Source organism: Burkholderia sp. THE68 (genome assembly GCF_009938265.1).
Lineage (GTDB): Bacteria > Pseudomonadota > Gammaproteobacteria > Burkholderiales > Burkholderiaceae > Caballeronia.
This window is the reverse complement of sequence record NZ_AP022315.1, coordinates 2,008,655-2,031,912: the sequence shown is the minus strand read 5'-3', so window position 1 is coordinate 2,031,912 and position 23,258 is coordinate 2,008,655. Positions and strand designations below refer to the sequence as shown.

The 23,258-nt window shown below is 62.8% G+C and carries 19 protein-coding genes and 1 other RNA gene; 13 read left to right on the top strand and 7 right to left on the bottom strand.

Features of this window, described 5'->3' with window-relative positions; genetic code table 11:
* Genes fdhF through BTHE68_RS09635 form a run of 3 tightly spaced genes read right to left on the bottom strand, consistent with a single transcriptional unit; the run spans position 1 to position 4,968 of the window.
* Positions 1-2,916, bottom strand: a complete 2,916-nt coding sequence (gene fdhF / locus BTHE68_RS09645; RefSeq protein WP_162066133.1) for a formate dehydrogenase subunit alpha — start codon at positions 2,914-2,916, stop codon at positions 1-3.
* 10 nt (positions 2,917-2,926) lie between these two features.
* Entirely contained in the window at positions 2,927-4,483 is a 1,557-nt protein-coding gene (locus BTHE68_RS09640) for a formate dehydrogenase beta subunit (protein ID WP_162066132.1), read from the bottom strand.
* On the bottom strand, positions 4,480-4,968 hold the full coding sequence (locus BTHE68_RS09635; RefSeq protein ID WP_162066131.1) for an NAD(P)H-dependent oxidoreductase subunit E: 489 nt from the start codon (positions 4,966-4,968) through the stop codon (positions 4,480-4,482). The genes BTHE68_RS09640 and BTHE68_RS09635 overlap by 4 nt, the downstream gene beginning before the upstream one ends.
* Positions 4,969-5,096: 128 nt before the next feature.
* Here BTHE68_RS09635 and BTHE68_RS09630 point away from each other — a divergent pair, with 128 nt between their 5' ends.
* Together BTHE68_RS09630 and BTHE68_RS09625 are read left to right on the top strand one after the other, a co-directional pair.
* Positions 5,097-6,167 carry a substrate-binding domain-containing protein gene (locus BTHE68_RS09630; RefSeq protein WP_162066130.1) on the top strand — a complete coding sequence of 357 codons (1,071 nt, stop codon included), beginning with the start codon at positions 5,097-5,099 and terminating at the stop codon, positions 6,165-6,167.
* A gap of 145 nt (positions 6,168-6,312) precedes the next feature.
* On the top strand, positions 6,313-6,582 hold the full coding sequence (locus BTHE68_RS09625) for a hypothetical protein (RefSeq protein ID WP_162066129.1): 270 nt from the start codon (positions 6,313-6,315) through the stop codon (positions 6,580-6,582).
* Between the two features lie 258 nt (positions 6,583-6,840).
* Here the strand turns inward: BTHE68_RS09625 and ssrA are convergent.
* From ssrA to ompA, 4 genes are all read right to left on the bottom strand, one after another.
* Positions 6,841-7,198: a transfer-messenger RNA gene (gene ssrA, locus BTHE68_RS09620) on the bottom strand.
* An 86-nt stretch (positions 7,199-7,284) separates the two neighbouring features.
* Positions 7,285-8,049: a phosphoglycolate phosphatase gene (gph, locus tag BTHE68_RS09615; RefSeq protein ID WP_162066128.1), complete on the bottom strand. Its 765-nt coding sequence runs from the start codon at positions 8,047-8,049 to the stop codon at positions 7,285-7,287.
* Positions 8,050-8,053: 4 nt separating this feature from the next.
* Positions 8,054-8,752, bottom strand: a complete 699-nt coding sequence (gene ubiG, locus BTHE68_RS09610; RefSeq protein ID WP_162066127.1) for a bifunctional 2-polyprenyl-6-hydroxyphenol methylase/3-demethylubiquinol 3-O-methyltransferase UbiG — start codon at positions 8,750-8,752, stop codon at positions 8,054-8,056.
* Between the two features lie 192 nt (positions 8,753-8,944).
* On the bottom strand, positions 8,945-9,607 hold the full coding sequence (gene ompA, locus BTHE68_RS09605) for an outer membrane protein OmpA (RefSeq protein WP_044041477.1): 663 nt from the start codon (positions 9,605-9,607) through the stop codon (positions 8,945-8,947).
* A gap of 688 nt (positions 9,608-10,295) precedes the next feature.
* Here ompA and gyrA point away from each other — a divergent pair.
* From gyrA to lapB, 11 genes are all read left to right on the top strand, one after another.
* Positions 10,296-12,941 (top strand): DNA gyrase subunit A, encoded by a 2,646-nt coding sequence (gene gyrA, locus BTHE68_RS09600; protein ID WP_162066126.1) that lies wholly within the window; start codon positions 10,296-10,298, stop codon positions 12,939-12,941.
* A gap of 145 nt (positions 12,942-13,086) precedes the next feature.
* Positions 13,087-13,698, top strand: a complete 612-nt coding sequence (locus tag BTHE68_RS09595) for a DUF2059 domain-containing protein (protein ID WP_162066847.1) — start codon at positions 13,087-13,089, stop codon at positions 13,696-13,698.
* A gap of 195 nt (positions 13,699-13,893) precedes the next feature.
* Positions 13,894-14,976 (top strand): 3-phosphoserine/phosphohydroxythreonine transaminase, encoded by a 1,083-nt coding sequence (serC, locus tag BTHE68_RS09590; RefSeq protein ID WP_162066125.1) that lies wholly within the window; start codon positions 13,894-13,896, stop codon positions 14,974-14,976.
* Positions 14,977-15,015: 39 nt separating this feature from the next.
* The gene (gene pheA / locus BTHE68_RS09585; RefSeq protein WP_162066124.1) at positions 15,016-16,098 is read left to right on the top strand and encodes a prephenate dehydratase; all 1,083 of its coding nucleotides are present in this window, start codon (positions 15,016-15,018) and stop codon (positions 16,096-16,098) included.
* A gap of 75 nt (positions 16,099-16,173) precedes the next feature.
* On the top strand, positions 16,174-17,100 hold the full coding sequence (locus BTHE68_RS36590; RefSeq protein ID WP_174258004.1) for a prephenate dehydrogenase: 927 nt from the start codon (positions 16,174-16,176) through the stop codon (positions 17,098-17,100).
* Positions 17,101-17,145: 45 nt separating this feature from the next.
* Entirely contained in the window at positions 17,146-18,450 is a 1,305-nt protein-coding gene (gene aroA, locus BTHE68_RS36585; RefSeq protein WP_174258003.1) for a 3-phosphoshikimate 1-carboxyvinyltransferase, read from the top strand.
* Between the two features lie 76 nt (positions 18,451-18,526).
* Positions 18,527-19,207, top strand: coding sequence for a (d)CMP kinase (gene cmk, locus BTHE68_RS09575; RefSeq protein ID WP_162066123.1), 681 nt, complete (start codon positions 18,527-18,529; stop codon positions 19,205-19,207).
* A gap of 103 nt (positions 19,208-19,310) precedes the next feature.
* Positions 19,311-21,041: a 30S ribosomal protein S1 gene (rpsA, locus tag BTHE68_RS09570; RefSeq protein ID WP_174258034.1), complete on the top strand. Its 1,731-nt coding sequence runs from the start codon at positions 19,311-19,313 to the stop codon at positions 21,039-21,041.
* Positions 21,042-21,063: 22 nt separating this feature from the next.
* On the top strand, positions 21,064-21,393 hold the full coding sequence (locus BTHE68_RS09565; protein WP_061179516.1) for an integration host factor subunit beta: 330 nt from the start codon (positions 21,064-21,066) through the stop codon (positions 21,391-21,393).
* A 289-nt stretch (positions 21,394-21,682) separates the two neighbouring features.
* Positions 21,683-21,976 carry a LapA family protein gene (locus BTHE68_RS09560; protein WP_061179517.1) on the top strand — a complete coding sequence of 98 codons (294 nt, stop codon included), beginning with the start codon at positions 21,683-21,685 and terminating at the stop codon, positions 21,974-21,976.
* 42 nt (positions 21,977-22,018) lie between these two features.
* Entirely contained in the window at positions 22,019-23,194 is a 1,176-nt protein-coding gene (gene lapB, locus BTHE68_RS09555) for a lipopolysaccharide assembly protein LapB (protein WP_162066121.1), read from the top strand.
* The last annotated feature ends 64 nt before the right edge of the window (positions 23,195-23,258 follow it).

Below are 23,258 nucleotides of genomic sequence, written 5' to 3'. Positions count from 1 at the left end.
CTATTTCCCTGAAGTGGCCATGTTCATCAGCTCGAGCTGCTGCGTATTGAAGCGCGAGTACTCCTTCTGCCATTGCGACGGCTGTTCCACCGGCATCACCTGCACTGCCGTCACCTTGTACTCCGGGCAGTTGGTCGCCCAGTCGGAGGAGTCCGTCGTGATGACGTTCGCGCCCGATTCCGGGAAGTGGAACGTCGTATAGACGACGCCCGGCTGCATGCGCTCCGAGATCTTTGCGCGCAACACAGTCTGCCCCGCGCGCGACTCGATGCCGACCCAGTCGTCTTCCCTGATGCCGCGATCCTCCGCGTCCACCGGATGAATCTCCAGACGGTCCTCGTCGTGCCATTGCGAGTTCTCGGTACGCCGCGTCTGCGCGCCGACGTTGTATTGCGACAGGATGCGCCCGGTCGTGAGCAGCAGCGGAAACTTGCGCGTGACCTTCTCCGGCGTCGCGATGAACTTCGTGATGACGAAGCGTCCCTTGCCGCGCACGAATTCGTCGATATGCATCGTCGGCGTGCCGTCCGGCGCCTTCTCGTTGCACGGCCACTGGATGCTGCCGAGTTCGTCGAGGCGTTCATACGAGACGCCGTGGAACGTCGGCGTGAGACGCGCGATCTCGTCCATGATCTCGGACGGGTTCGCGTAGTTCATCTCGTAGCCGAGCGCACGCGAGAGCTTGATCGTCACTTCCCAGTCGGAGTAGCCCGGGAGCGGCGGCATCACCTTGCGCACGCGCGAGATGCGGCGCTCGGCGTTGGTGAAGGTGCCGTCCTTTTCGAGGAAGGTCGAGCCGGGCAGCAGAACGTGCGCGTACTTCGCCGTTTCGTTCAGGAAGATGTCCTGCACGACGATGCATTCCATCGACGACAGCGCATCCGCGACGTGCTGCGTGTTCGGGTCCGACTGGACGATGTCCTCGCCCTGGCAATAGAGGCCCATGAAGGTGCCGTGCATCGCGGCATCGAACATGTTCGGGATGCGCAGGCCCGGCTCCGGCTGAAGCTTCACGTCCCACGCTTCCTCGAAGAGCGCGCGCGTGGCCGCATCGCTGATATGCCGATAACCCGGCAACTCGTGCGGGAACGAGCCCATGTCGCACGAACCTTGCACGTTGTTCTGCCCGCGCAGCGGATTCACGCCGACGCCTTCGCGGCCGATGTTGCCCGTCGCCATCGCGAGATTCGCGATGCCCATGACGGTGGTCGAGCCTTGCGCGTGCTCGGTCACGCCGAGGCCGTAGTAGATCGCGCCATTGCCCCCGAGCGCGTAGATGCGCGCGGCTTCGCGGACCTGTTGCGCGGGCACGCCGGTGATGGCTTCCATCGCTTCGGGCGAGTTCTCTTCCTTCGCGACGAAATCACGCCACTGGCCGAAGGCACGCTCTTCGCAGCGTTCGGCGATGAAGTCTTCCTTCAGCAAGCCTTCCGTGACGATCACATGCGCGAGCGAGTTGACCATCGCGACGTTCGTGCCGGGCCGCAGTTGCAGGTGATACTGCGCCTTCACGTGCGGCGTATCGACGATATCGATGCGGCGCGGATCGATCACGATCAGCTTCGCGCCTTCGCGAATGCGGCGCTTGAGGCGCGAGCCGAACACGGGGTGGCCGTCGGTCGGATTCGCGCCCATCACGATGATCACATCCGATTGCTCGACCGACGCGAACGTCTGCGTGCCCGCCGATTCGCCGAGCGTCGTCTTCAGGCCGTAGCCCGTCGGCGAGTGGCACACGCGCGCGCAGGTATCGACGTTGTTGTTGCCGAACGCGGCGCGCACGAGCTTCTGCACGAGATACGTCTCTTCGTTCGTGCAGCGCGACGACGTGATGCCGCCGATCGAATCGCGCCCGTACTTGTCCTGGATGCGGCGGAATTCGCTCGCCGCATAGTTGAGCGCTTCTTCCCACGACACTTCGCGCCACGGATCGGTGATCTTCGCGCGGATCATCGGCTTCTTGATGCGGTCCTTGTGCGTCGCGTAGCCCCACGCGAAGCGGCCCTTCACGCATGCGTGACCTTCGTTCGCCTGGCCGTTCTTGTTCGGCGTCATGCGTACGACGGTATTGCCCTTCATCTCCGCCTTGAGCGAGCAGCCGACGCCGCAATACGCGCACGTCGTGATCGCCGAATGCTCGGCCTGACCGAGCATGATGACGGTCTTTTCCTGCAGCGTCGCGGTCGGGCATGCGGCAACGCACGCGCCGCACGACACGCATTCCGATTCCATGAACGGCACGTTCTCGCTCGCCGCGACGCGCGATTCGAAACCACGTCCCGCGATGGTCAGGGCGAACGTGCCTTGCGTCTCTTCGCACGCGCGCACGCATCGATTGCAGACGATGCACTTCGACGGATCGTAAGTGAAGTACGGATTCGACTCGTCTTTCTTGTCCTTCAGATGGTTCGCGCCTTCATAGCCATAACGCACTTCGCGCAAGCCGACGACGCCCGCCATGTCCTGCAGTTCGCAATCGCCGTTGGCGGGGCAGGTGAGACAGTCGAGCGGGTGATCGGAGATATAAAGCTCCATCACGTTCTTGCGAAGCGATTGCAGCTTGTCGCTCTGCGTGCGGACCTTCATGCCCGCTTCTACGGGCGTCGTGCACGACGCGGGATAGCCGCGCTTGCCTTCGATCTCGACGAGACACAGACGGCACGAACCCCACGGTTCGAGCGAGTCGGTGGCGCAGAGCTTGGGCACGTTGACGCCCGCTTCGATCGACGCGCGCATCACCGACGTGCCCGCGGGCACGGTGACGGACTGACCGTCGATTTCGAGCGTCACGTCGATATCGGCATGACGCAGCGGCGTGCCGTAATCGGTATCGTCGAACGGATCGCGGCGCTGCACCGATGCCGCGCTCTTGCACGCGCAATTGCCGGAGCCGCAGCCGTTGTTGGTATTGGACATTGTTGTCTCCTTATGCCGCTTTCTGTGCGGGCGTGCGGGGCAGCCCGAAGTCCTCGGGGAAGTGATCGAGCGCGGACATCACCGGGAACGGCGTCATGCCTCCCATCGCGCAGAGCGAGCCGGACACCATCGTGTCGCACAGCTCGCGCAACAGCGTGATCTGCTTCACCGACGTATCGCCCTCACGGATCTTCGCGATGACTTCCTCGCCGCGCGTCGAGCCAATGCGGCACGGCGTGCACTTGCCGCACGATTCGAGCGCGCAGAAGTGCATCGCGTATTGCGCGAGTTCGGCGAGATTCGAGGTGTCGTCGTGAACCACCAATCCGCCGTGACCGACCACCGCGCCGACCTTCGCGTATTCCTCGTAGTCGAGCGGAATGTCCCACTGGCTTTCCGGCAGATATGTGCCGAGCGGGCCGCCCACCTGTACCGCGCGTGCGGGGCGTCCGGTCGCGGTGCCGTCGCCGTAGGTGTAGAGCAGCTCGCGCAGCGTCACGCCGAACGCGAGTTCGACAAGTCCGCCTTGCTTCACATTGCCCGCGATCTGGAAGGGCAGCGTGCCGCGCGAACGGCCCATGCCGAAGTCGCGATAGAACGCCGCGCCCTTCGCGAAGATGATCGGCACGGTCGCGAGCGTGATGACGTTGTTGATGACGGTCGGCTTTCCGTACAGGCCGGTGAGCGCCGGCACCGGCGGCTTCGCGCGCACGATGCCGCGCTTGCCTTCGAGCGATTCGAGCAGCGCCGTTTCCTCGCCGCACACATACGCGCCCGCGCCCTTCGCCACATACAGCTCGAACGCGTGCGACGTGCCGAGCACGCTCGCGCCGAGCCAGCCGGCGTCGCGCGCCTTTTCGATCGCGCGGTTCAGCGTATCGATCGAATGCGGATACTCGCTGCGCACATAGATGTAGCCTTCGGTCGCGCCCACCGCCACGCCCGCGATGATCATGCCTTCGATCAGCATGTACGGATCGCTTTCCATCACGAGGCGGTCGGAGAACGTGCCGGAGTCGCCTTCGTCCGCGTTGCAGACGATGTACTTCTGATCCGCGTACGCGCCGCGCACCGTCTTCCACTTGATGCCGGCGGGGAACGCCGCGCCGCCGCGTCCGCGCAGGCCGGAATCGAGCAGCGCCTGGCAGACGGCGTCGCCGTTCATGTCGAGCACGTTGCGCAATCCCTGCAGGCCGCCGAGCGCGGTGTAATCGTCGATCGAAAGCGGGTCCGTGATGCCGATGCGCGCGAACGTCAGACGCTGCTGGTTCTTGAGATACGGTATTTCGTCGACCACGCCGACGTTCTTTTCGTGCGCTGCGCCTTCGTGAAAGCCGGCGTCGAAGAGCGCGGCGACGTCTTCGGCTTCGACGTTCGCATAGCCGATGCGACCGTTGGGCGTTTCCACTTCGACGAGCGGTTCGAGATAGAAGAGGCCGCGCGAGCCGTTGCGCACGAGTTGCACGTCGAGGCCGCGCTTTTGCGCTTCGCTCGCGATGGCTTGCGCGACGGATTCCGCGCCGAGCGCGAGCGCGGCGGAATCGATGGGAACGTAGATGCGCGTCATGCCGTCACCTCCGCGACTTTCGTTTGCGCCGCGGCGTACAGGCGGTCGAACTTCGCCGGCGTGACCTTCGCGTGCAATTCGCCGTTGATCATCATCGACGGCGACAGCGCGCACTGGCCGAGGCAATACACCGATTCGAGCTCGGTGTCCTCGGCATGACCGCTGTCGAAGCGGCAGCCGGTGTGCCCTTCGATGTGATCCTTCAGCGCTTCCACGCCCATGCTGCGGCACGCTTCCGCGCGGCAAACCTGCACGGTCACGCGCGCGGGCGGCGCGGAACGGAAGTGGTGATAGTACGTGATCACGCCGTGCACTTCGGCGCGCGACAGCGACAGCGCCTGTCCCAGCGGCGCGATGGCCGTCTCGGGCACGTAGCCGACTTCGTCCTGGATGGCGTGAAGAATGGTCATCAACGTCGCACCTTGTACGGCGTGGCGACGCACGAGTTCAGCGGATGCAGCGGCGGAAAGCTGCGGATGTGTCATGGGGCTCCTCCAACACTCGGCATATGTTTTGTTGGTACATATTTGAGTCGATATAATTACGGGTGCCGAGCCTGTAAAAGAACAATAGGCGTCGTGATATATCTTGGCAATAGGAAGAAGGAGTGCATATGGTGGACGTCGAATGCCGTGCCGAACTGGTTCTGCGAGACGCCGACGGCCGGGAAACCAGTCTCAGCGCGGTTGTGCCGCTTTTGCAGCTGGTCGCACAGACGGGCAGCATCGCGAATGCCGCGAGCGCTAAGGGTTTGTCCTACCGGCACGCGTGGGGTCTGTTGCGCGAAATCGAGGCGCGTCTCGGCGGCGCGCTCATCACCAAATCGCGCGGGCGCGGCTCCGTGCTCTCGGAGCTGGGCGAGTCGGTGCTGCGCGCGCAGCGCGTCTGCGGCGACCGGCTCGAAGCACCGTTGCAGGCGGTGGCGAACGAAGTCGCGATGGAGTTGAACCGGCGCCTCGCGGGCGGCGTGACGCAAGTGCGGATTCACGCGTCGCACGGCTATGCGGTCGCCACGCTCGTGCGCGCGCTCGGCGATCAGCGCGTGCCGGTCGACATCAAGTATCGCGAGAGCGCCGAAGCCGTGAGCGCGCTCGCGCGCGGCGAATGCGAACTGGCTGGCTTCCATTTGCCGATCGGCGAATTCCGTTCGACGTGCGCGGATATCTATCGGCCTTTTCTGGACCAGAACAAACATCAGTTGATCCGGCTCACGCGGCGTACACAAGGGCTTTTTCTGCCGAAGGGCAATCCGAAGCAGATCTCCGGTTTGCGCGATCTCGCGCGCAGCGACGTGCGTTTCGTCAACCGCCAGCCGGGCTCAGGTACGCGGATGCTGCTCGATCTGTCGTTGCGGCGTGTAGGTGTCGATCCGGACCAGATCAACGGCTATGCGACCACGGAACTCACGCATTCGGCGATCGCCGCGTTCGTCGCGAGCGGCATGGCCGATCTCGGCTTCGGCGTGCAGCCGGCCGCACAGCATTTCGCGCTCGATTTCATTCCGATCATCGACGAGGATTATTTCTTCGCGTGCGAGCGCGCGCGGCTCGACGAGGCGCGTCTAGCCTCCGTATTGCGCATTCTGCGCAGCGAAGGCTTCACGGAAAGCGTCGCTCATCTCGAAGGCTATGATCCGGCGCGCTGCGGCTCGCTCGTCGATATCGACGAAGGATTGCGTGGCTGAAGTGAGCGCGTGCGGAAAACCGGAAACGCGCGGTAAGACAGCATGACGGAGGTAAAACTGTCATCGGCGGCGAATTGGGTTAACCTAACGGTTTGCTGTCGACTTTCACTGCTCTGAGCGCGTTCTGTTCGCGCGATATACCGCCATGAAACTCTCGTTGCTCGCTTGTTCTTCCGCCGCGCTCGTCGCCGGCGCGATGTACCTGATTCCCGTCGCCTTTGCCCAGAATTCACCGGGCATTCCGGGCGGGGTGCTGCAGGACGAATTCCGCTTCAACCAGCATCCGCAGATGCAGTTCGCGGCCTCCGCGCCTTCTGAGAAGTATCAGAACGGAAAGTCCGCCATGCGCCGACGCGGTGACAACGGCGATCCGAACGGCTGCAATCTGAAGTGTCCGAAAGACGGCGCGAACTAAGTGCGCTCGCGGGATCGCCGTCGCCCGCGCGCCGAACGGTTGATAATTGACACACGGCAGCAGCATTAGGACCGGTCCGATACGAACCATGGCTTCGGAAGCCTATTCTCTCGGGCGTAGTGGAGGTGGTCTCTGTCCTCGCTACGTCTCTCAAGGATGTTTGCCCCGCCTCGCGCGGGGCTTTTTTTCGTCTGTCGCGCGCCAAAGAAAAAACCCGCGATGCTTGCGCAATCGCGGGTTTTAACCGGGGGGTATTTTTGGTGGAGGCGGCGGGAATCGAACCCGCGTCCAGAAGCGCTCTACGAACAGTTCTACATACTTAGTTCTGTCATTTGATTTAGCCCCAACGACGCGGACGAACACGCTGCGTTAAGGCGATTCACTAAATTTTCGACTTTGGCGTCGTGACGCCGCAAAAGCTTATCTGACGTATATGACCTCTCGTGGCATTGCTACCCTAACCCGTCAGCGAATTAGTGAGAGGACGGCGGCCCTTAGGCTGCCAGTGCGAACGTATCGTCGTTTGCAGTTACGTTTTTCCCATTGATTAACGAGGTGACGGGTCCTCGGTATGCCCTGACCGCTTCACAACCCCTGTCGAAACCAGGTCGCCCCCAAGCAGAACGGAAATTATCCCACGAAAAGTCATCTGAGGCGAACGGCGCGGTTTTCAAGGCATTACGTGTGCCGCTCGCGCGCAACTCACGCGATGTCGCGCAGCAGGTTCTGCAACTCTTCAGGCGAATCGACCACGTGATTCGCATGCCAGCGGCGCGGCGGAATGTCGTCGCCGCAATAGCCGTAGGCGGCTGCCACGGTGATCATGCCCGCCGCGAAGCCGGCTTGCACGTCGCGCAGATCATCGCCGACATAGACGATGCGTTCGGGCGCGACATCCAGCAACTCGGCCGCGTGCAGGAGCGGCGCAGGATGAGGCTTCGAATGCGGCGTGGTGTCGCCGCAGACGAGGCACCCGGCGCGCGTGTCGAGCCCCAGCAAGCCGACGAGCGGCGCGGCGAAACGCGTCACCTTGTTCGTCACGATGCCCCAGCGCACGCCGCGCGCATCGAGCTGATCGAGAATCTCGCTGATGCCCGGAAAGAGCGTGGTTTCGATGCAGAGATCGGCCTCGTAGTTGGCGAGGAATTCATCGCGCATCGACGCGAAGTCGTGATGCTCCGGCCCGATCTCGAACGCCCCGCCGAGCAGCCCGCGCGCGCCCGCCGACGCATACGGCCGCAACGTTTCGAGAGGACGCATTTCGAGGCCACGGTCGTGCCGCATCTTGTTCACCGCGGCGACGAGATCGGGCGCGGTATCGGCGATGGTGCCGTCGAGGTCGAACAGCACGGCCTGGCACAACCCGAGACCGTCGCCTTCGGCGAGGCGCTGGGGCAGGGGAGTGGTCTCTTCCGGAAGAGGCTTGGTGTCGATGGTACCCGTGGACAGGGGATCGTCGTTGATCATGGCGTCAGGCTTCGCGGCGGCAAGCCATCATGTAGTTGATGCTGGAATCGTTCGACAGGCCGAAGTGCCTGGAGATCGGCCGATAGGTAACGCCCTTGATGTCGACGGGCAGCAGCGAGGCGGCGCGCGCGAACGTGGCGAGCTCCGACGGCTTGATGAAACGCGAATAATCGTGCGTGCCGCGCGGCAGCATGCGCGCGATGTATTCGGCGCCGATCACGGCGAACAGATAGGCCTTCGCGTTGCGGTTCAGCGTGGAAAAGAACACCCAGCCGCCGGGCTTCACGAGCGCGGCGCATGCCGCGACGGTGCCTGCCGGATTCGGCACGTGCTCCAGCATCTCCATGCAGGTGACGACGTCGTAGGAACCGGGCTCGCGCGCGGCGAGCGCCTCCGCCGAAATCTCTTCATACGCGACTTCGACACCGCTCTCGAGACTATGCAGATCGGCCACGCCGAGCGCGCTCGATGACAGATCGATGCCCTTCACGTTCGCGCCGCGCGTGGCCATCGATTCGGACAGAATGCCGCCGCCGCAGCCGATGTCGAGCACGCGCTTGGCGCTTAAACGCGCATGCGCGTCGATCCAGTCGAGCCGTACCGGGTTCAGTTCATGCAGCGGTTTGAACTCGGCGTTCGGGTCCCACCAGCGATGCGCGAGCTCGCTGAATTTTTGTAGTTCGTGGGGATCGACGTTGGTCATGTTCGGAAATGCCTTGTTTGAGTCGTGAATCGATTAGAACCGAGTATATAGGCGCTGCAATGGGCGGGCAAAAAGGGCAATAGCTGAAGCCTACCCGAAATGATGATTCATTAAACGAATGCCCCAAAAGCTTCGGGCATAAAAAAACCCCCGCCGAAGCGGGGGTTTGATCTGCGGCAATCCAACTCGCGATTACTGCTGCGGCTGACGGGTCGTGCCCACAACTTCGACTTCCACGCGACGATCCGGTGCGAGGCAGGCGATGAGTTGCTTGCGGTTCTTCTGTTGGCAGGTACCCTTCGTGACCGGGTCGCGCTTGCCCTTGCCTTCCGTGTAGATACGGTTGGCTTCGATGCCCTTGCTGACCAGGTAAGCCTTCACAGCTTGCGCACGGCGCAGCGACAGACGGTCGTTGTACTTGTCCGAACCGATGCGGTCGGTGTAACCCGTCGCAACGACGACTTCGAGGTTCAGCGCGCCGATCTTCGATGCGAGATCGTCAAGCTTTTCCTTACCGGCCGGCTTCAAAACTGCCTTGTCGAAGTCGAACAGCGCGTCAGCCTGATAGGTGACCTTCTGGCTCTGGATGACCGGGGGCGGCGGAGCGACCGGTGCCGGCGGCGTCGGTGCTTGCGCGACCAGCGCGCCATCGCACTTCGCGTTTGCCGTAGCCGGGGTCCAGAATGCGTCGCGCCAGCACAGTTCGTTCGTGCCGTTCATCCACACATACTCGCCCGTACCGTTCACCCAGTTATCGTTCACGGCTTGTCGCGAGGCCGGCACGGACTGTGCCGAGGCCGATGCAGCCATAACTGCGGTAGCTGCAATGAACGCGAGCTTTGAAAGTTTATTCATATTTCTCCTCTCGAAATTGAGATTACCGCAGGTTTACTGCGAGCCTGTAGACGAAGACAAGTCATACATTGCTCGAAGTATAACATTCCCTACGGAACAAAACGCGCTGTATAGACTTCGAGCAGTGTCTAAGTTTGTGCGTTGGCATTTTGCCATATCGTTCCCTTGCGACGATAAAAATATCCCCGACCCCGGTACGCCCGCAACCTTATGTGGTGCATGCGCAACAAGAAGGGGACAGGAGACGGTCGAGGCCGCGGAAGGCGCGAAACGCGCGCACATTGCGTGCCCGAAAGCGATTTCCTGCGTATTTTTATCGCGGGTACTCATGCGTCTGGCAAAACGACGAGGCGGCATGATAGCCCGCCCGCGTGACGAAATGACTGAATTCGTTCCCCGGTTTTTGTAAGTAATTGGTACGGCGTTGCGCATTGCGAAGTCGGCGCGCACATGCCGGTGTCCCGACCGACATACAACTGTATGTATACAGTGCGCGTTCGGGCGCGAATATCGCGCATGGTAGAATCTCCTGATGTGCTGCGTTCGCAGCGCATAAAAGGCATGCGCTGCATACGCGGCGCGCAGCGTACGTCGGCTACGCGCCACGCCGGCTCGTCGCGCGGCTGGCGGGTCGCGAATTCGCCGCGCGCGCTGCCGTGTCGCCGCTGCAAAGTACAAGACACGGATAATGGATCAATTCGCCAAAGAGACTCTGCCAATCTCCCTCGAGGAGGAAATGCGCCGTTCGTATCTCGATTACGCGATGAGCGTGATCGTCGGGCGCGCGCTTCCCGATGTCCGCGATGGCCTGAAGCCGGTGCATCGTCGGGCGCTCTACTCGATGCACGAGCTGAACAACGACTGGAATCGCGCGTACAAGAAGTCCGCGCGTATCGTCGGCGACGTCATCGGTAAATACCATCCTCACGGCGACGCGTCCGTCTACGAGACGATCGTTCGCATGGCGCAGCCATTTTCGCTGCGCTACATGCTGGTCGACGGCCAGGGCAACTTCGGTTCGGTCGACGGCGACAACGCCGCGGCCATGCGCTACACCGAAATTCGCATGGCGAAGATCGGCCACGAGTTGCTGGCCGACATCGACAAGGAAACCGTCGACTTCGGTCCGAACTACGACGGCAGTGAGAACGAGCCGCTCGTTCTTCCGGCCCGCATCCCCAATCTGCTGATCAACGGCTCGGCCGGTATCGCGGTCGGCATGGCGACCAACATCCCGCCGCACAATTTGCGCGAGATCGTCGACGCCTGCCTGCATCTGCTGAACACGCCCGAAGCCACCGTCGACGAACTCATCGAGATCGTGCCCGCGCCGGATTTCCCGACCGCCGGCATCATCTACGGCGTCGCGGGCGTGCGCGACGGCTATCGCACGGGGCGCGGGCGCGTCGTGATGCGCGCGGCCACGCACTTCGAAGAGATCGATCGCGGCCAGCGCATGGCGATCATCGTCGACGAGATTCCGTATCAGGTGAACAAGCGCACGCTGCTCGAGCGCATCGCCGAACTCGTCAACGAGAAGAAGATCGAGGGCATCTCCGACATCCGCGACGAATCCGACAAGAGCGGCATGCGCGTCGTGATCGAGCTGAAGCGCGGCGAAGTGCCGGAAGTCATCCTGAACAATCTGTACAAGCAGACGCAGCTTCAGGACACCTTCGGCATGAACATGGTCGCGCTCGTCGACGGCCAGCCGAAGCTGCTGAACCTGAAGGAAATGATCGAGTGCTTCCTGTCGCATCGACGGGAAGTGCTGACGCGGCGCACGGTCTATGAATTGCGCAAGGCGCGCGATCGCGGGCACGTGCTCGAAGGCCTCGCCGTCGCGCTCGCGAACATCGACGAATTCATCGCGATCATCAAGGCCGCGCCGACGCCGCCCATCGCCAAGCAGGAGCTGATGGCGCGTCCGTGGGATTCGTCGCTCGTGCGCGAAATGCTGACGCGCACCGAATCCGAGGCATCGGGCGGGCGCGCAGCCTATCGTCCGGAAGGGCTGAATCCCGCTTACGGTCTCCAGGAAGACGGGCTGTACAAGCTGTCGGACGTCCAGTCGCAAGAAATCCTGCAGATGCGCCTGCAACGCCTGACCGGCCTCGAGCAGGACAAGATCACGAGCGAGTATCGCGAGGTGATGGCGCAGATCGCCGATCTGCTCGACATCCTCGCGCGGCCGGAGCGTATCCGCCAGATCATCGTCGAGGAGCTGGGCCAGATTCGCGCCGAGTTCGGCGACGAGCGTCGCTCACGCATCGAGATGAACGCGACGGAACTCAACACCGAAGACCTGATCACGCCGCAGGAAATGGTCGTGACCATGTCGCACTCGGGTTACGTGAAGTCGCAGCCGCTTTCCGAGTATCGCGCGCAGAAGCGCGGCGGGCGCGGCAAGCAGGCCACGCAGATGAAGGAAGACGACTGGATCGACACGCTCTTCATCGCGAACACGCACGATCACATGCTGTGCTTCTCGAACCGCGGCCGCGTCTACTGGGTCAAGGTGTACGAAGTGCCGCAGGGCTCGCGCAATTCGCGCGGCCGTCCGATCGTCAACATGTTCCCGCTGCAGGATGGCGAGAAGATCAACGTCGTTCTGCCGATCAAGGAATTCTCGGCGGACAAGTACGTGTTCATGACGACCGCGCTCGGCACCGTCAAGAAGACGCCACTCGAAGCGTTCAGCCGTCCGATGAAAAAGGGCATCATCGCGGTCGGTCTGGATGAGGGCGATTACCTCATCGGCGCCGCGATCACCGACGGCGAGCACGACGTCATGCTGTTCTCGGACGCCGGCAAGGCCGTGCGTTTCGACGAGAACGACGTGCGCGCGATGGGCCGCGAGGCACGCGGCGTGCGTGGCATGCAGCTGGAAGACGGGCAGCAGGTCATCGCGATGCTGGTCGCGGGCGGCGAGAACCAGTCGGTGCTCACGGCGACCGAGAACGGTTACGGCAAGCGCACGCCGATCAACGAGTACACGCGCCATGGTCGCGGCACGAAGGGCATGATCGCGATCCAGACCTCGGAACGTAACGGCCGTGTCGTCGCTGCGACGCTCGTCGAGCCCGAGAGCGAGATCATGCTGATCACGACCGCGGGCGTGCTGATCCGCACGCGTGTTTCGGAAATCCGCGAAATGGGCCGTGCAACCCAAGGTGTTACACTCATCAGCCTTGACGAGGGAACGAAGTTGTCGGGACTGCAGCATATTGCCGAGGCGGAAGCCGAGGCCGAACTCGAAGGCGATTCGGGTCCGGACGATGCTGCTGGCAACACCGGCGACGCGGAAAATGGCGAAGGCGGAGAGAACGCCTGATATTTTTTGTGTCGTAAGGCTCTCGTTGTCGCTTTTGAAAGCTCGGATTGGTTAAGCTGCGCGACGTGAGTTCGTTGCCGGTGTCGGACAACGTGCAAAAGCTCGTCGCCAGTGCTGAACTGGATATTTTTTACAGGGAGTAATGATGCAAGGACGTTTCAAGCAGTGGATGTTGCTGGCCGCTTTCGTACCGACTTTCGCGATGGCACAGTCGCTTCAGAACCAGGCGCCCGCACAGTCGGCGCCGGCGCCGGCCGCAGCAGCCCCGGTTGATCCGGCCAAGCAAGCCGCGATCAAGGATCTGCTCGACGCGATCGACGCGCAGAAGCTGGTCGGTGCGATCGGTAACAGCGCGCAGATGCAGTCGAAGCAACTCGTGCCGGCGATCCTCTCGGACGCACTGTCCGAGAACAAGACGCTGAACGACAAGCAGAAGCAGGCCGCCGTTCCGTCGCTGCAAAAGAATGCAGTGCCGAAGCTGGTTGATTCCGCTGGCCAGGTTTTCGCGACCGACGCATTCCGCAAGGATGCGATGCAGGCTCAGTACGACGCGTACGCAAAGTACTACTCGACCGACGAAATCAAGGATCTGACCAACTTCTACAAGAGCACGACCGGCCGCAAGTTCATCCAGGTTCAGGACCAGGTTGGCCGCGACGTCGTGAACGGCCTGATGCAGAAGTACATGCCGCAAGCCATCAAGGCGACGCGCACGCAAGCCGACTCGGAAGTGGCGAGCGTCAAGCCGGGCAAGTAAGCACGGCGAGGTCCTGACGCAAATCCGCTGATGGGGCTCACCGCCCCGTGCATTGGCGGGTTTTCAGGACAGTGCGATAATGGCTGTTTGCGCGCGAGCGCAAGCAGCCATTTCTTTTTTCGGGCGCGAAAACGCGGTCTTCGTTTCATCCGCCGTTCGATCGCGCCTGACCCTTCGGAACTCCGGGATCCCCAGATGCGCGTGTTCAATTTCTCCGCCGGCCCAGCCGCCATGCCAGAAGAAGTCCTGAAACAGGCAGCCGACGAAATGCTCGACTGGCAAGGCAGCGGTATGAGCGTGATGGAAATGAGCCACCGCGGCGCCGAGTTCATGTCGATTCACGAGGCGGCGCTGACCGATTTGCGCGAGTTGCTGAAGGTGCCCGCATCGCATCGGATTCTCTTTCTGCAGGGCGGGGGCATCGGCGAGAACGCCATCGTCCCGATGAACCTGCTCGGCAAGAAGCGAACCGCCGACTTCGTCGTGACCGGTTCCTGGTCGACGAAATCGTTCAAGGAAGCGCAGAAGTACGGCACGCCGCATCTCGCGGCCAACGGCAAGACCGAAGCGGGCTTCACGCGCGTGCCGGCCTTCAGCGAATGGAAGCTGTCGGACGATCCGGCCTACGTGCATCTGTGCAGCAACGAAACCATCGATGGCGTCGAGGCCTTCGAGATTCCCGACCTCGGCGACATTCCGCTCGTCGCGGATGCGTCCTCGCACATCCTGTCGCGCCCGATGGATATCGCCAAGTACGGCGTGCTCTTCGGCGGTGCGCAGAAGAACATCGGCATGGCGGGCGTGACCGTCGTGATCGTGCGCGAAGACCTGCTCGATCGCGCGCTGCCCATTTGTCCGTCGGCGTTCGAATGGAAGACCGTCGCGGAAAACAACTCGATGTACAACACGCCGCCCACCTACGCGATCTACATCGCCGGGCTCGTCTTCAAATGGCTGAAGCAGCAGGGCGGCCTGGAAGCGATCGAGGCGCGCAACGTGGAAAAGGCCACGCTGCTCTACGACACCATCGATTCCAGCGATTTCTACGTCAACAAGGTCGAGCGCCAGAACCGTTCGCGCATGAACGTGCCGTTCTTCCTTGCCGACGAATCGCGCAACACCGATTTCCTGGCCGGCGCGAAGGCGCGCGGCCTGTTGCAACTGAAGGGCCACAAGTCCGTCGGCGGCATGCGGGCATCGATCTACAACGCGGTGCCGATCGAGGGCGTCAAGGCGCTCGTCGACTACATGAAGGAATTCGAGCGGACGAGCGCCTAAGTGCGTTCGCTCCTTTAACCGCAATCGCTCAAGCACCGCATGGACGACGATCTCAATTCAAGACTCAAACCGCTGCGTGAACGCATCGACGTGCTCGACGCACAACTCATCGCGCTGTTGAATCAGCGCGCTTCCGTCGCGCTCGAAGTCGGCGAAGTGAAGAAGCATTTCAACGCGCCGGTGTTTCGCCCCGAGCGCGAGATGCAGGTCATCGCGCGTCTGCAGGACATGAGCGACGGGCCGCTCGCCGACGAGCACATCGCTTCGATCTGGCGCGAGATCATGGCCGCGAGCCGCGCGCTCGAACAGACCATCAGCGCCGCGTTTCTCGGGCCGGTTGGCACCTACAGCGAACAGGCGATGTTCGAATACTTCGGGCATTCGATTCAGGGCGTGCCGTGCCCGTCGATCGACGAAGTGTTTCGCGCCGTTGAAGCGGGCGCGGCGCAGTACGGCGTCGTGCCGGTCGAGAATTCGGCGGAAGGCGCGGTGTCGCGCACGCTGGATCTGTTGCTGCAGACCTCGCTTCTGATCGGCGGCGAACTCGCGTTGCCGATTCATCATAATCTGCTGACCGCGTCCGGCACGCTCGATGGCGTAACGCGCGTGTGCGCGCATCCGCAGGCGCTCGCGCAGTGCCAGCGCTGGCTCACCGCGAACGCGCCGCATCTGGAGCGTCAGGCGGTGTCGAGCAATGCGGAAGCCGCACGCATCGCGGTGAGCGATCCGACTGTCGCGGCCATCGCCGGCGACCGCGCGGCCACGCATTACGGCCTCGGCGTCGTGTTCTCGATGATTCAGGACGATCCGCACAATCGCACGCGCTTCGTGATCGTCGGCAAGCAGCCCACCGATTCGAGCGGCCACGATCAGACCTCGCTCATCGTGTCGGTGTCGAACGAGGCGGGCGCCGTGTTCAAGCTGCTGGAGCCGCTCGCGAAACACGGCGTCTCGATGACGCGCTTCGAATCGCGTCCCGCGCGCTCGGGCACGTGGGAGTACTACTTCTATATCGACATCGAAGGCCATCGCGACAACCCGGCCGTCGCCGCCGCGCTGGAAGAGCTCGGGCGCAAGGCCGCGTTCCTGAAGATTCTGGGTTCGTATCCGCGAGCCCGCTGAGCTTCCCTCGTCGCCGCCGCGCGTTAGCGGCGGTCCGGTTTCCTGCGTCGGACGACGCGTTTTTATCGATGTCCCGTGGCTGCGTTCTCTTTCAACAAACTGGTTATTTTCGGCGTCGGCCTGATCGGCGGATCGCTCGCGCGCGCGTTGCGTGAACGCGCCGGGCTCGCAGGCCGAGTCGTGGGCGTGGGCCGTTCCGTGAAGTCGGTCGCGCGGGCGCTGGAACTCGGCGTGATCGACGAAGCCGCCGCGCTCGACGACGACCTCGCGCTGTCGAACGCGCTGCGCGACGCCGATATCGTGCTGCTCGCCGCGCCCGTCGCGCAGACCGAGCCGCTGCTCGCGCGCATCGCGCCGTTGCTCGGCGCGCGGACCATCGTCACGGACGCCGGCAGCACGAAAACCGATGTCGTCGCGGCGGCGAAGCGAACCCTGGGCGCGCGTGTCGCCCAGTTCGTGCCGGGGCATCCGATCGCCGGGCGCGAGTCGAGCGGCGTCGATGCGGCGCTGCCCGATCTTTATGTCGATCGCAATGTCGTGCTCTGTCCGCTGCCCGAAAACGCAGCCGACGACGTCGAGCGCGTCGCGTCGATGTGGCGCGCGACCGGCGCGTGCGTGCGTCAGATGAGCGAGGCGCAGCACGATCGCGTGTTCGCGTCGGTGAGCCATCTGCCGCATGTGCTGTCGTTCGCGCTCGTCGACCAGATTCTCGCTACGCCCGACGCCGAGCTGAAATTCTCGTTCGCGGCGGGCGGTTTCCGCGATTTCACGCGCATCGCGGCGTCGAGCCCGGAAATGTGGCGCGATATCTGTCTCGCGAACCGCGCCGCGCTGCTCGCCGAACTCGACGATTACACTGCCGTGCTCGCACGCTTTCGCGCGGCGATCGACGCATCGGACGGCGCTGCGCTCGAAGCCGCGTTCGCGCGCTCGCGCGTCGCGCGCAAAGAGTGGCAGGAGAGCGGCGGCATCAAGCCCTCCAACGACGTCGCCGCGAAATAAGCTGTGCCCCAAGCTGCAACCCAAGCTGTGACCCAAGGAAACACTATGGAACATCTGGATCTCGGACCTTTCTCTCGCGCGTCCGGCACGGTGCGCTTGCCCGGCTCGAAGAGCATTTCGAACCGCGTGTTGCTGCTCGCGGCGCTCGCGAGCGGCGAAACGGCCATCACGAATCTGCTCGATTCCGACGACACCCGTGTGATGATCGCCGCCCTCAAGACGCTCGGCGTCGCGGTGCGGGAGGAGGGCGAGCGCCTGATCGTCGGCGGGACGGGCGGCGCGTTTCCGTCGAAAGCGGCTGAACTGTTTCTGGGCAATGCGGGCACGGCGGTGCGTCCGCTGACCGCGGCGCTCGCGGTGAACGGCGGCGAATATCGCGTGCATGGCGTGCCGCGCATGCATGAGCGGCCGATCGGCGATCTCGTCGACGGCTTGCGGCAGATCGGCGCTGCGATCGATTACGAGCTCAACGACGGTTTTCCGCCGCTGAAGATTCACGCTGCGAAGATCGCGATCGACAAGCCGATTCGCGTGCGCGGCGATGTGTCGAGCCAGTTTCTGACCGCGCTCCTGATGAGCCTGCCGGTCGTCGAGGGCCGCAGCGGTCCCGTTACGATCGAGATCGAAGGCGAACTCATCTCGAAGCCGTACATCGACATCACGATTCGCCTGATGGCGCGTTTCGGCGTGACCGTCGAGCGCGATGGCTGGGCGCGCTTCACGATTCCCGCCGGCGCAGGCTACCGGTCGCCGGGCGCGATCATGGTCGAAGGCGACGCGTCGTCGGCGTCGTATTTTCTGGCGGCGGGCGCGATCGGTCACGGGCCGGTGCGCGTGGAAGGCGTCGGGCGCGCGAGCATCCAGGGCGATGTCGGTTTCGCCGACGCGCTCAATCGCATGGGCGCGAACGTCATGATGGGCGAGGACTGGATCGAAGTGCGCGGCGTCGAGTCGGACGACGGCAGGCTCGCGCCCATCGACATGGACTTCAATCTGATCCCCGACGCCGCGATGACCATCGCCGTGGCCGCGCTCTTCGCGAGCGGCACGACCACGCTGCGCAATATCGCGAGCTGGCGCGTGAAGGAAACCGACCGCATCGCCGCGATGGCGACCGAACTGCGCAAGGTCGGCGCGACGGTGGAAGAGGGCGCGGACTATCTCGTCGTGACGCCGCCTGCGAAACTCACGCCGGATGCCGCGATCGACACTTACGACGACCACCGCATGGCGATGTGTTTTTCGCTCGTCAGTCTGGGCGGCGTGCCGGTTCGCATCAACGATCCGAAGTGCGTGAACAAGACTTTCCCCGATTATTTCGATCGGTTCGCGACGCTCGTCAGGGCGTAACTACAGCGGTGCTAGCGTGAAGCGCGATTTCATAGACTTCAATGACAGAATCAACGGGCCGGAACGGCCAGACTCGATGAAACCGACCCGTCCATTCGACCCCACTCCCGTGATCACGATCGATGGGCCGACGGCTTCGGGCAAGGGCACGGTCGCGGCCATCGTCGCGGCGACGCTCGGCTTTCACCTGCTCGACAGCGGCGCGCTCTACCGGCTCGCGGCGCTCGCCAGCCTTCGCTACGAAGTGGAGAAAGACGACGCTCCCGGCCTTGCAAAACTGATCGAAGCGCTCCACATCACGTTCCGCGAAGGTTGCGCGCAACTCGACGGCGTGGACGTTTCGGGCGAAATCCGGCAGGAAAAGGTCGGCAACCGCGCCTCCGCGATCGCCGTGCATCCCGCGGTGCGCCAGGCGTTGGTCGCGCGTCAGCGGGCGTTTCGCAAGCGCCCCGGCCTCGTCGCCGACGGCCGCGACATGGGCACCGTCATCTTTCCCGACGCCACGCTGAAGGTATTTCTGACGGCGAGCGCCGAGGCGCGCGCGGCGAGACGGTATAAGCAATTGATGCAAAAAGGTTTTTCTGCTAATATGGATGACTTGCTGCGAGATTTGCGTGCGCGCGACGACCGGGACATGAACCGGAGCACCGCGCCGCTCAAGCCCGCAGCGGACGCGAAGACGCTGGACACCTCCGGTTTGTCGATCGATCAAGCGGTCGAACAGATCATCGGCTGGTACAGCGCGGTTCGCGTGTAATAGAGCAAGGTGCTCCGTCGGCAGATGGAGCGTGTGTTAAACCCTTTAACCCCGTACGGCGTTGCGCTTCACCGGTCCATTGGGGACCACCGCGCGAATGGCTGTGCAAATATCGATTTTTATGTCCGACCTGCAAACCTCCACCCCGAATACCGAATCCTTTGCGGCTCTGTTCGAAGAGTCGCTGACCAAGCAGGACATGCGCGCCGGCGAAGTGATCTCCGCCGAAGTCGTGCGTGTCGACCACAACTTCGTGGTCGTCAACGCTGGTCTCAAGTCCGAAGCCTATATTCCGCTCGAAGAATTCCTGAACGACGCGGGTGAAGTGGAAGTGCAGGCGGGCGACTTCGTTTCCGTCGCGATCGACGCGCTGGAAAACGGCTATGGCGACACCATCCTGTCGCGCGACAAGGCGAAGCGCCTCGCTTCGTGGCTGTCGCTGGAAAAGGCGCTCGACAACAACGAGCTCGTGACCGGCACGATCACCGGCAAGGTCAAGGGCGGCATGACCGTGATGGTCAACGGCATCCGCGCGTTCCTGCCGGGTTCGCTCGTCGACACGCGTCCGGTCAAGGACACGACGCCGTACGAAGGCAAGACGCTCGAATTCCGCGTCATCAAGCTCGACCGCAAGCGTAACAACGTGGTGCTGTCGCGCCGCGCGGTGATCGAAGCCACCCAAGGCGAAGAGCGCGCGAAGCTGCTCGAGACGCTGAAGGAAGGCGCGATCGTCGAAGGCGTGGTCAAGAACATCACCGACTACGGCGCGTTCGTGGACCTCGGCGGCATCGACGGCCTGCTGCACATCACCGACATCGCATGGCGTCGCGTGCGTCACCCGTCGGAAGTGCTGTCGGTTGGCCAGGAAGTCACCGCCAAGATTCTCAAGTTCGACCAAGAGAAGAACCGCGTCTCGCTCGGCATCAAGCAACTCGGCGACGATCCGTGGGAAGGCATCTCGCGTCGTTACCCGTCGGGCACGCGCCTGTTCGGCAAGGTCACGAACATCACCGACTACGGCGCATTCGTCGAAGTGGAATCGGGCATCGAAGGCCTGGTTCACGTGTCGGAAATGGACTGGACCAACAAGAACGTTGCGCCGTCGAAGGTCGTTCAGCTCGGTGACGAAGTCGAAGTCATGGTTCTCGAAATCGACGAAGACCGCCGCCGTATCTCCCTCGGCATGAAGCAGTGCAAGCCGAATCCGTGGGATGACTTCAGCCGCAACTTCAAGAAGGGCGACAAGATCAGCGGCGCCATCAAGTCGATCACCGACTTCGGCGTGTTCATCGGTCTGCCTGGCGGCATCGACGGTCTGGTTCACCTGTCGGACCTGTCGTGGTCGGAAACCGGCGAAGAAGCCGTGCGCAAGTACAAGAAGGGCGACGAAGTCGAAGCCGTGGTTCTGGGCATCGACGTCGACAAGGAGCGCATCTCGCTCGGCATCAAGCAGCTCGAAGGCGATCCGTTCAACAACTTCGTCGCGATCAACGACAAGGGCGCCATCGTTGACGGCGTCGTGAAGTCGGTCGACCCGAAGGGTGCGGTCATCACGCTGTCCGGCGAAGTCGAAGGCTACCTGCGTGCTTCGGAAATCGCGCAAGACCGCGTGGAAGATGCGCGCAACGTGCTGAAGGAAGGCGACAAGGTCAACGCGATGATCATCAACATCGATCGCAAGTCGCGTGGCATCAACCTTTCGATCAAGGCGAAGGATTCGGCCGAACAGCAGGAAGCCATGCGCAGCCTGCAGGGCGACACGAACGCCGCCGCGACCGGCACGACCAACCTCGGCGCGCTGCTCAAGGCCAAGCTCGACGGCCAGAACAGCTAAGCCCTCAACGGCAAGCTGAAGTATGACCAAATCGGAATTGGTCGCCCAGTTGGCGTCGCGATTTCCGCAACTTGTCCTCAAGGATGCGGATTTCGCGGTGAAGACGATGCTCGATGCGATGTCGGAGGCTTTGGCCAACGGTCACCGCATCGAGATTCGCGGCTTCGGCAGCTTCGGGCTCAACCGTCGTCCGTCGCGCGTCGGGCGCAATCCCAAGTCGGGTGAGAAGGTGCTGGTACCGGAGAAATTCGTGCCCCACTTCAAGCCGGGCAAGGAGTTGCGCGAACGCGTAGATGGCCGTGCGGGAGAGCCGCTGAAGATGTCGAATGACGATGATGCGGACGATCTCTGATCGGCGCGCATTCCCGGCTGAAGGCATTCTTCAGTTCGCGACGTTCGCCCACGAGGCAATCGACCAGGAAAGCACCCTTCGGGGTGCTTTTTTCATATGCGGCGTTTCATGCTCGCAGCGCTGGCGCAACGGGTGCGTTGTTTGCTGAAAATCCACGCGGAGCGCCGGCGGCTGCCTGTGCCCGGAAGCATCAATTACAATACCGGTCACTTTGACCTGGGTGTTCAACCGCGCAGGCCCGGCCGCAACGGAAGGGCCGTCTGATGCAACCGCTCTTGCGAGACCCTACATGAGATTCCTCGTCTGGCTGATCCGCGTTCTGATTTTCGTGCTGCTGCTGGTGCTGGCGCTCGCCAACACCCAGACCGCGACGCTGAACTTCCTTGCAGGCTATGCCTGGACCGCGCCGCTGATCCTGATCGGTCTCGCGTTTTTCGTCGTGGGATTGCTGGCGGGGCTGTTGTCCGGCGTGCCCGCGATGATACGTCTGCGGATGGAAAACGGACGGCTGAAGCGCGAACTGCGCGTCGCGCGCGAGACGCCGGTGGTAAAGGAAGAACCGCCGATGCCGCCGCTCATCTGATATCGAGCGAAAGCAGACACCTAACATTCAACGACAAATCGCATGGATCTAGACTTCTGGTGGCTACTCGTCATCCCCATCGCCTTCGCGCTGGGGTGGATCGCGTCCCGCTATGACCTGAAAACTCTGCTGTCCGAGAATGCGAACCTGCCGCGCTCGTACTTTCGCGGCCTGAATTTTCTGCTGAACGAACAACACGACAAGGCGATCGATGCGTTCATCGAAGTCGCCAAACTCGATCCGGAAACCATCGAACTGCATTTCGCGCTCGGAAATCTGTTCCGCCGGCGCGGCGAAACCGACCGCGCGATCCGCGTGCATCAGAATCTCCTGAGCCGCGCCGACTTGCCGGTCGCCGAGCGCGATCACGCGCTCTATGAACTCGGACAGGACTTCCTGAAGGCGGGCCTGCTCGATCGCGCCGAGGAGACGTTCCGTTCACTCGAAGCGGGCGAGTATTCGCTCGGCGCGCAGCGCGCCTTGCTCACCATCTACGAGATCGAGAAAGACTGGCCGAAGTCCATCACGACGGCCGAGCAAATCGAAAAGATGGGCGCGCCGTCGCTGCATATGGAGATCGCGCATTTCCATTGTGAGCTCGCGCAAGAAGCGTTGCAGCGCAAGAATCCCGAAGGCGCGCGCGCCGAACTGAAGCTCGCGCTGGCATCGAACCCGGACAACGTGCGCGCGACGATTCTCGCCGGCGACGTCGAGGCGGCCGCGGGCAACGTCGACACCGCGATCACGCACTGGAAGCGTGTCGAGGCGCAGAATGAAGCGTATCTGCCGCTCGTCGCCGAAAAGCTGATGAAGGCGTACGGCGCGCTCGGACGCAAGGATGAGGGCGTGGATCTGCTGATCGATTACGCGACCCGCTATCCGTCGAACGATCTGCTCGATGTCGCGTACAAGCACGTGCAGGAGTTGCGCGGCCTGGACGCGGCGCATGCGCTCGCGCGCAAGCAGATGGAAAGCGCGCCGAATCTGGCCGGCATGACGCGTCTGCTCGAAGCCCAGGAAGCGACCGCCGACGAGCCGCGTCGCGGCGAGCTCGAACTGATGCGTAATCTCGTGAAACAGCGCACCAAGAACCTGCCGCGTTATACGTGTCAAACTTGCGGCTTCCGCGCGCGACTATTCTATTGGCAATGTCCCGGCTGCAGCGGCTGGGAAACGTACGCGCCGCGGCGCGTCGAGCCGATCACCAGCTCGGTCTGAACCCGCGCGCGGCAAGCATGAAATCAGGCGGCGCTCGAACGCGCCGCTTCCGCCACCGGCATTT

Bases quoted from the DNA above. Each gene is read 5' to 3' on its own strand.
- gyrA (WP_162066126.1), top strand. From the start codon at position 10,296: ATGGATCAATTCGCCAAAGAGACTCTGCCAATCTCCCTCGAGGAGGAA.
- ompA (WP_044041477.1), bottom strand. From the start codon at position 9,607: ATGAATAAACTTTCAAAGCTCGCGTTCATTGCAGCTACCGCAGTTATG.
- fdhF (WP_162066133.1), bottom strand. From the start codon at position 2,916: ATGTCCAATACCAACAACGGCTGCGGCTCCGGCAATTGCGCGTGCAAG.
- lapB (WP_162066121.1), top strand. From the start codon at position 22,019: ATGGATCTAGACTTCTGGTGGCTACTCGTCATCCCCATCGCCTTCGCG.
- cmk (WP_162066123.1), top strand. From the start codon at position 18,527: ATGAAACCGACCCGTCCATTCGACCCCACTCCCGTGATCACGATCGAT.
- serC (WP_162066125.1), top strand. From the start codon at position 13,894: ATGCGCGTGTTCAATTTCTCCGCCGGCCCAGCCGCCATGCCAGAAGAA.
- pheA (WP_162066124.1), top strand. From the start codon at position 15,016: ATGGACGACGATCTCAATTCAAGACTCAAACCGCTGCGTGAACGCATC.
- BTHE68_RS09595 (WP_162066847.1), top strand. From the start codon at position 13,087: ATGCAAGGACGTTTCAAGCAGTGGATGTTGCTGGCCGCTTTCGTACCG.
- BTHE68_RS09560 (WP_061179517.1), top strand. From the start codon at position 21,683: ATGAGATTCCTCGTCTGGCTGATCCGCGTTCTGATTTTCGTGCTGCTG.
- BTHE68_RS09640 (WP_162066132.1), bottom strand. From the start codon at position 4,483: ATGACGCGCATCTACGTTCCCATCGATTCCGCCGCGCTCGCGCTCGGC.
- BTHE68_RS09565 (WP_061179516.1), top strand. From the start codon at position 21,064: ATGACCAAATCGGAATTGGTCGCCCAGTTGGCGTCGCGATTTCCGCAA.
- BTHE68_RS09635 (WP_162066131.1), bottom strand. From the start codon at position 4,968: ATGACACATCCGCAGCTTTCCGCCGCTGCATCCGCTGAACTCGTGCGT.
- BTHE68_RS09630 (WP_162066130.1), top strand. From the start codon at position 5,097: ATGGTGGACGTCGAATGCCGTGCCGAACTGGTTCTGCGAGACGCCGAC.
- gph (WP_162066128.1), bottom strand. From the start codon at position 8,049: ATGATCAACGACGATCCCCTGTCCACGGGTACCATCGACACCAAGCCT.
- ubiG (WP_162066127.1), bottom strand. From the start codon at position 8,752: ATGACCAACGTCGATCCCCACGAACTACAAAAATTCAGCGAGCTCGCG.
- aroA (WP_174258003.1), top strand. From the start codon at position 17,146: ATGGAACATCTGGATCTCGGACCTTTCTCTCGCGCGTCCGGCACGGTG.
- BTHE68_RS09625 (WP_162066129.1), top strand. From the start codon at position 6,313: ATGAAACTCTCGTTGCTCGCTTGTTCTTCCGCCGCGCTCGTCGCCGGC.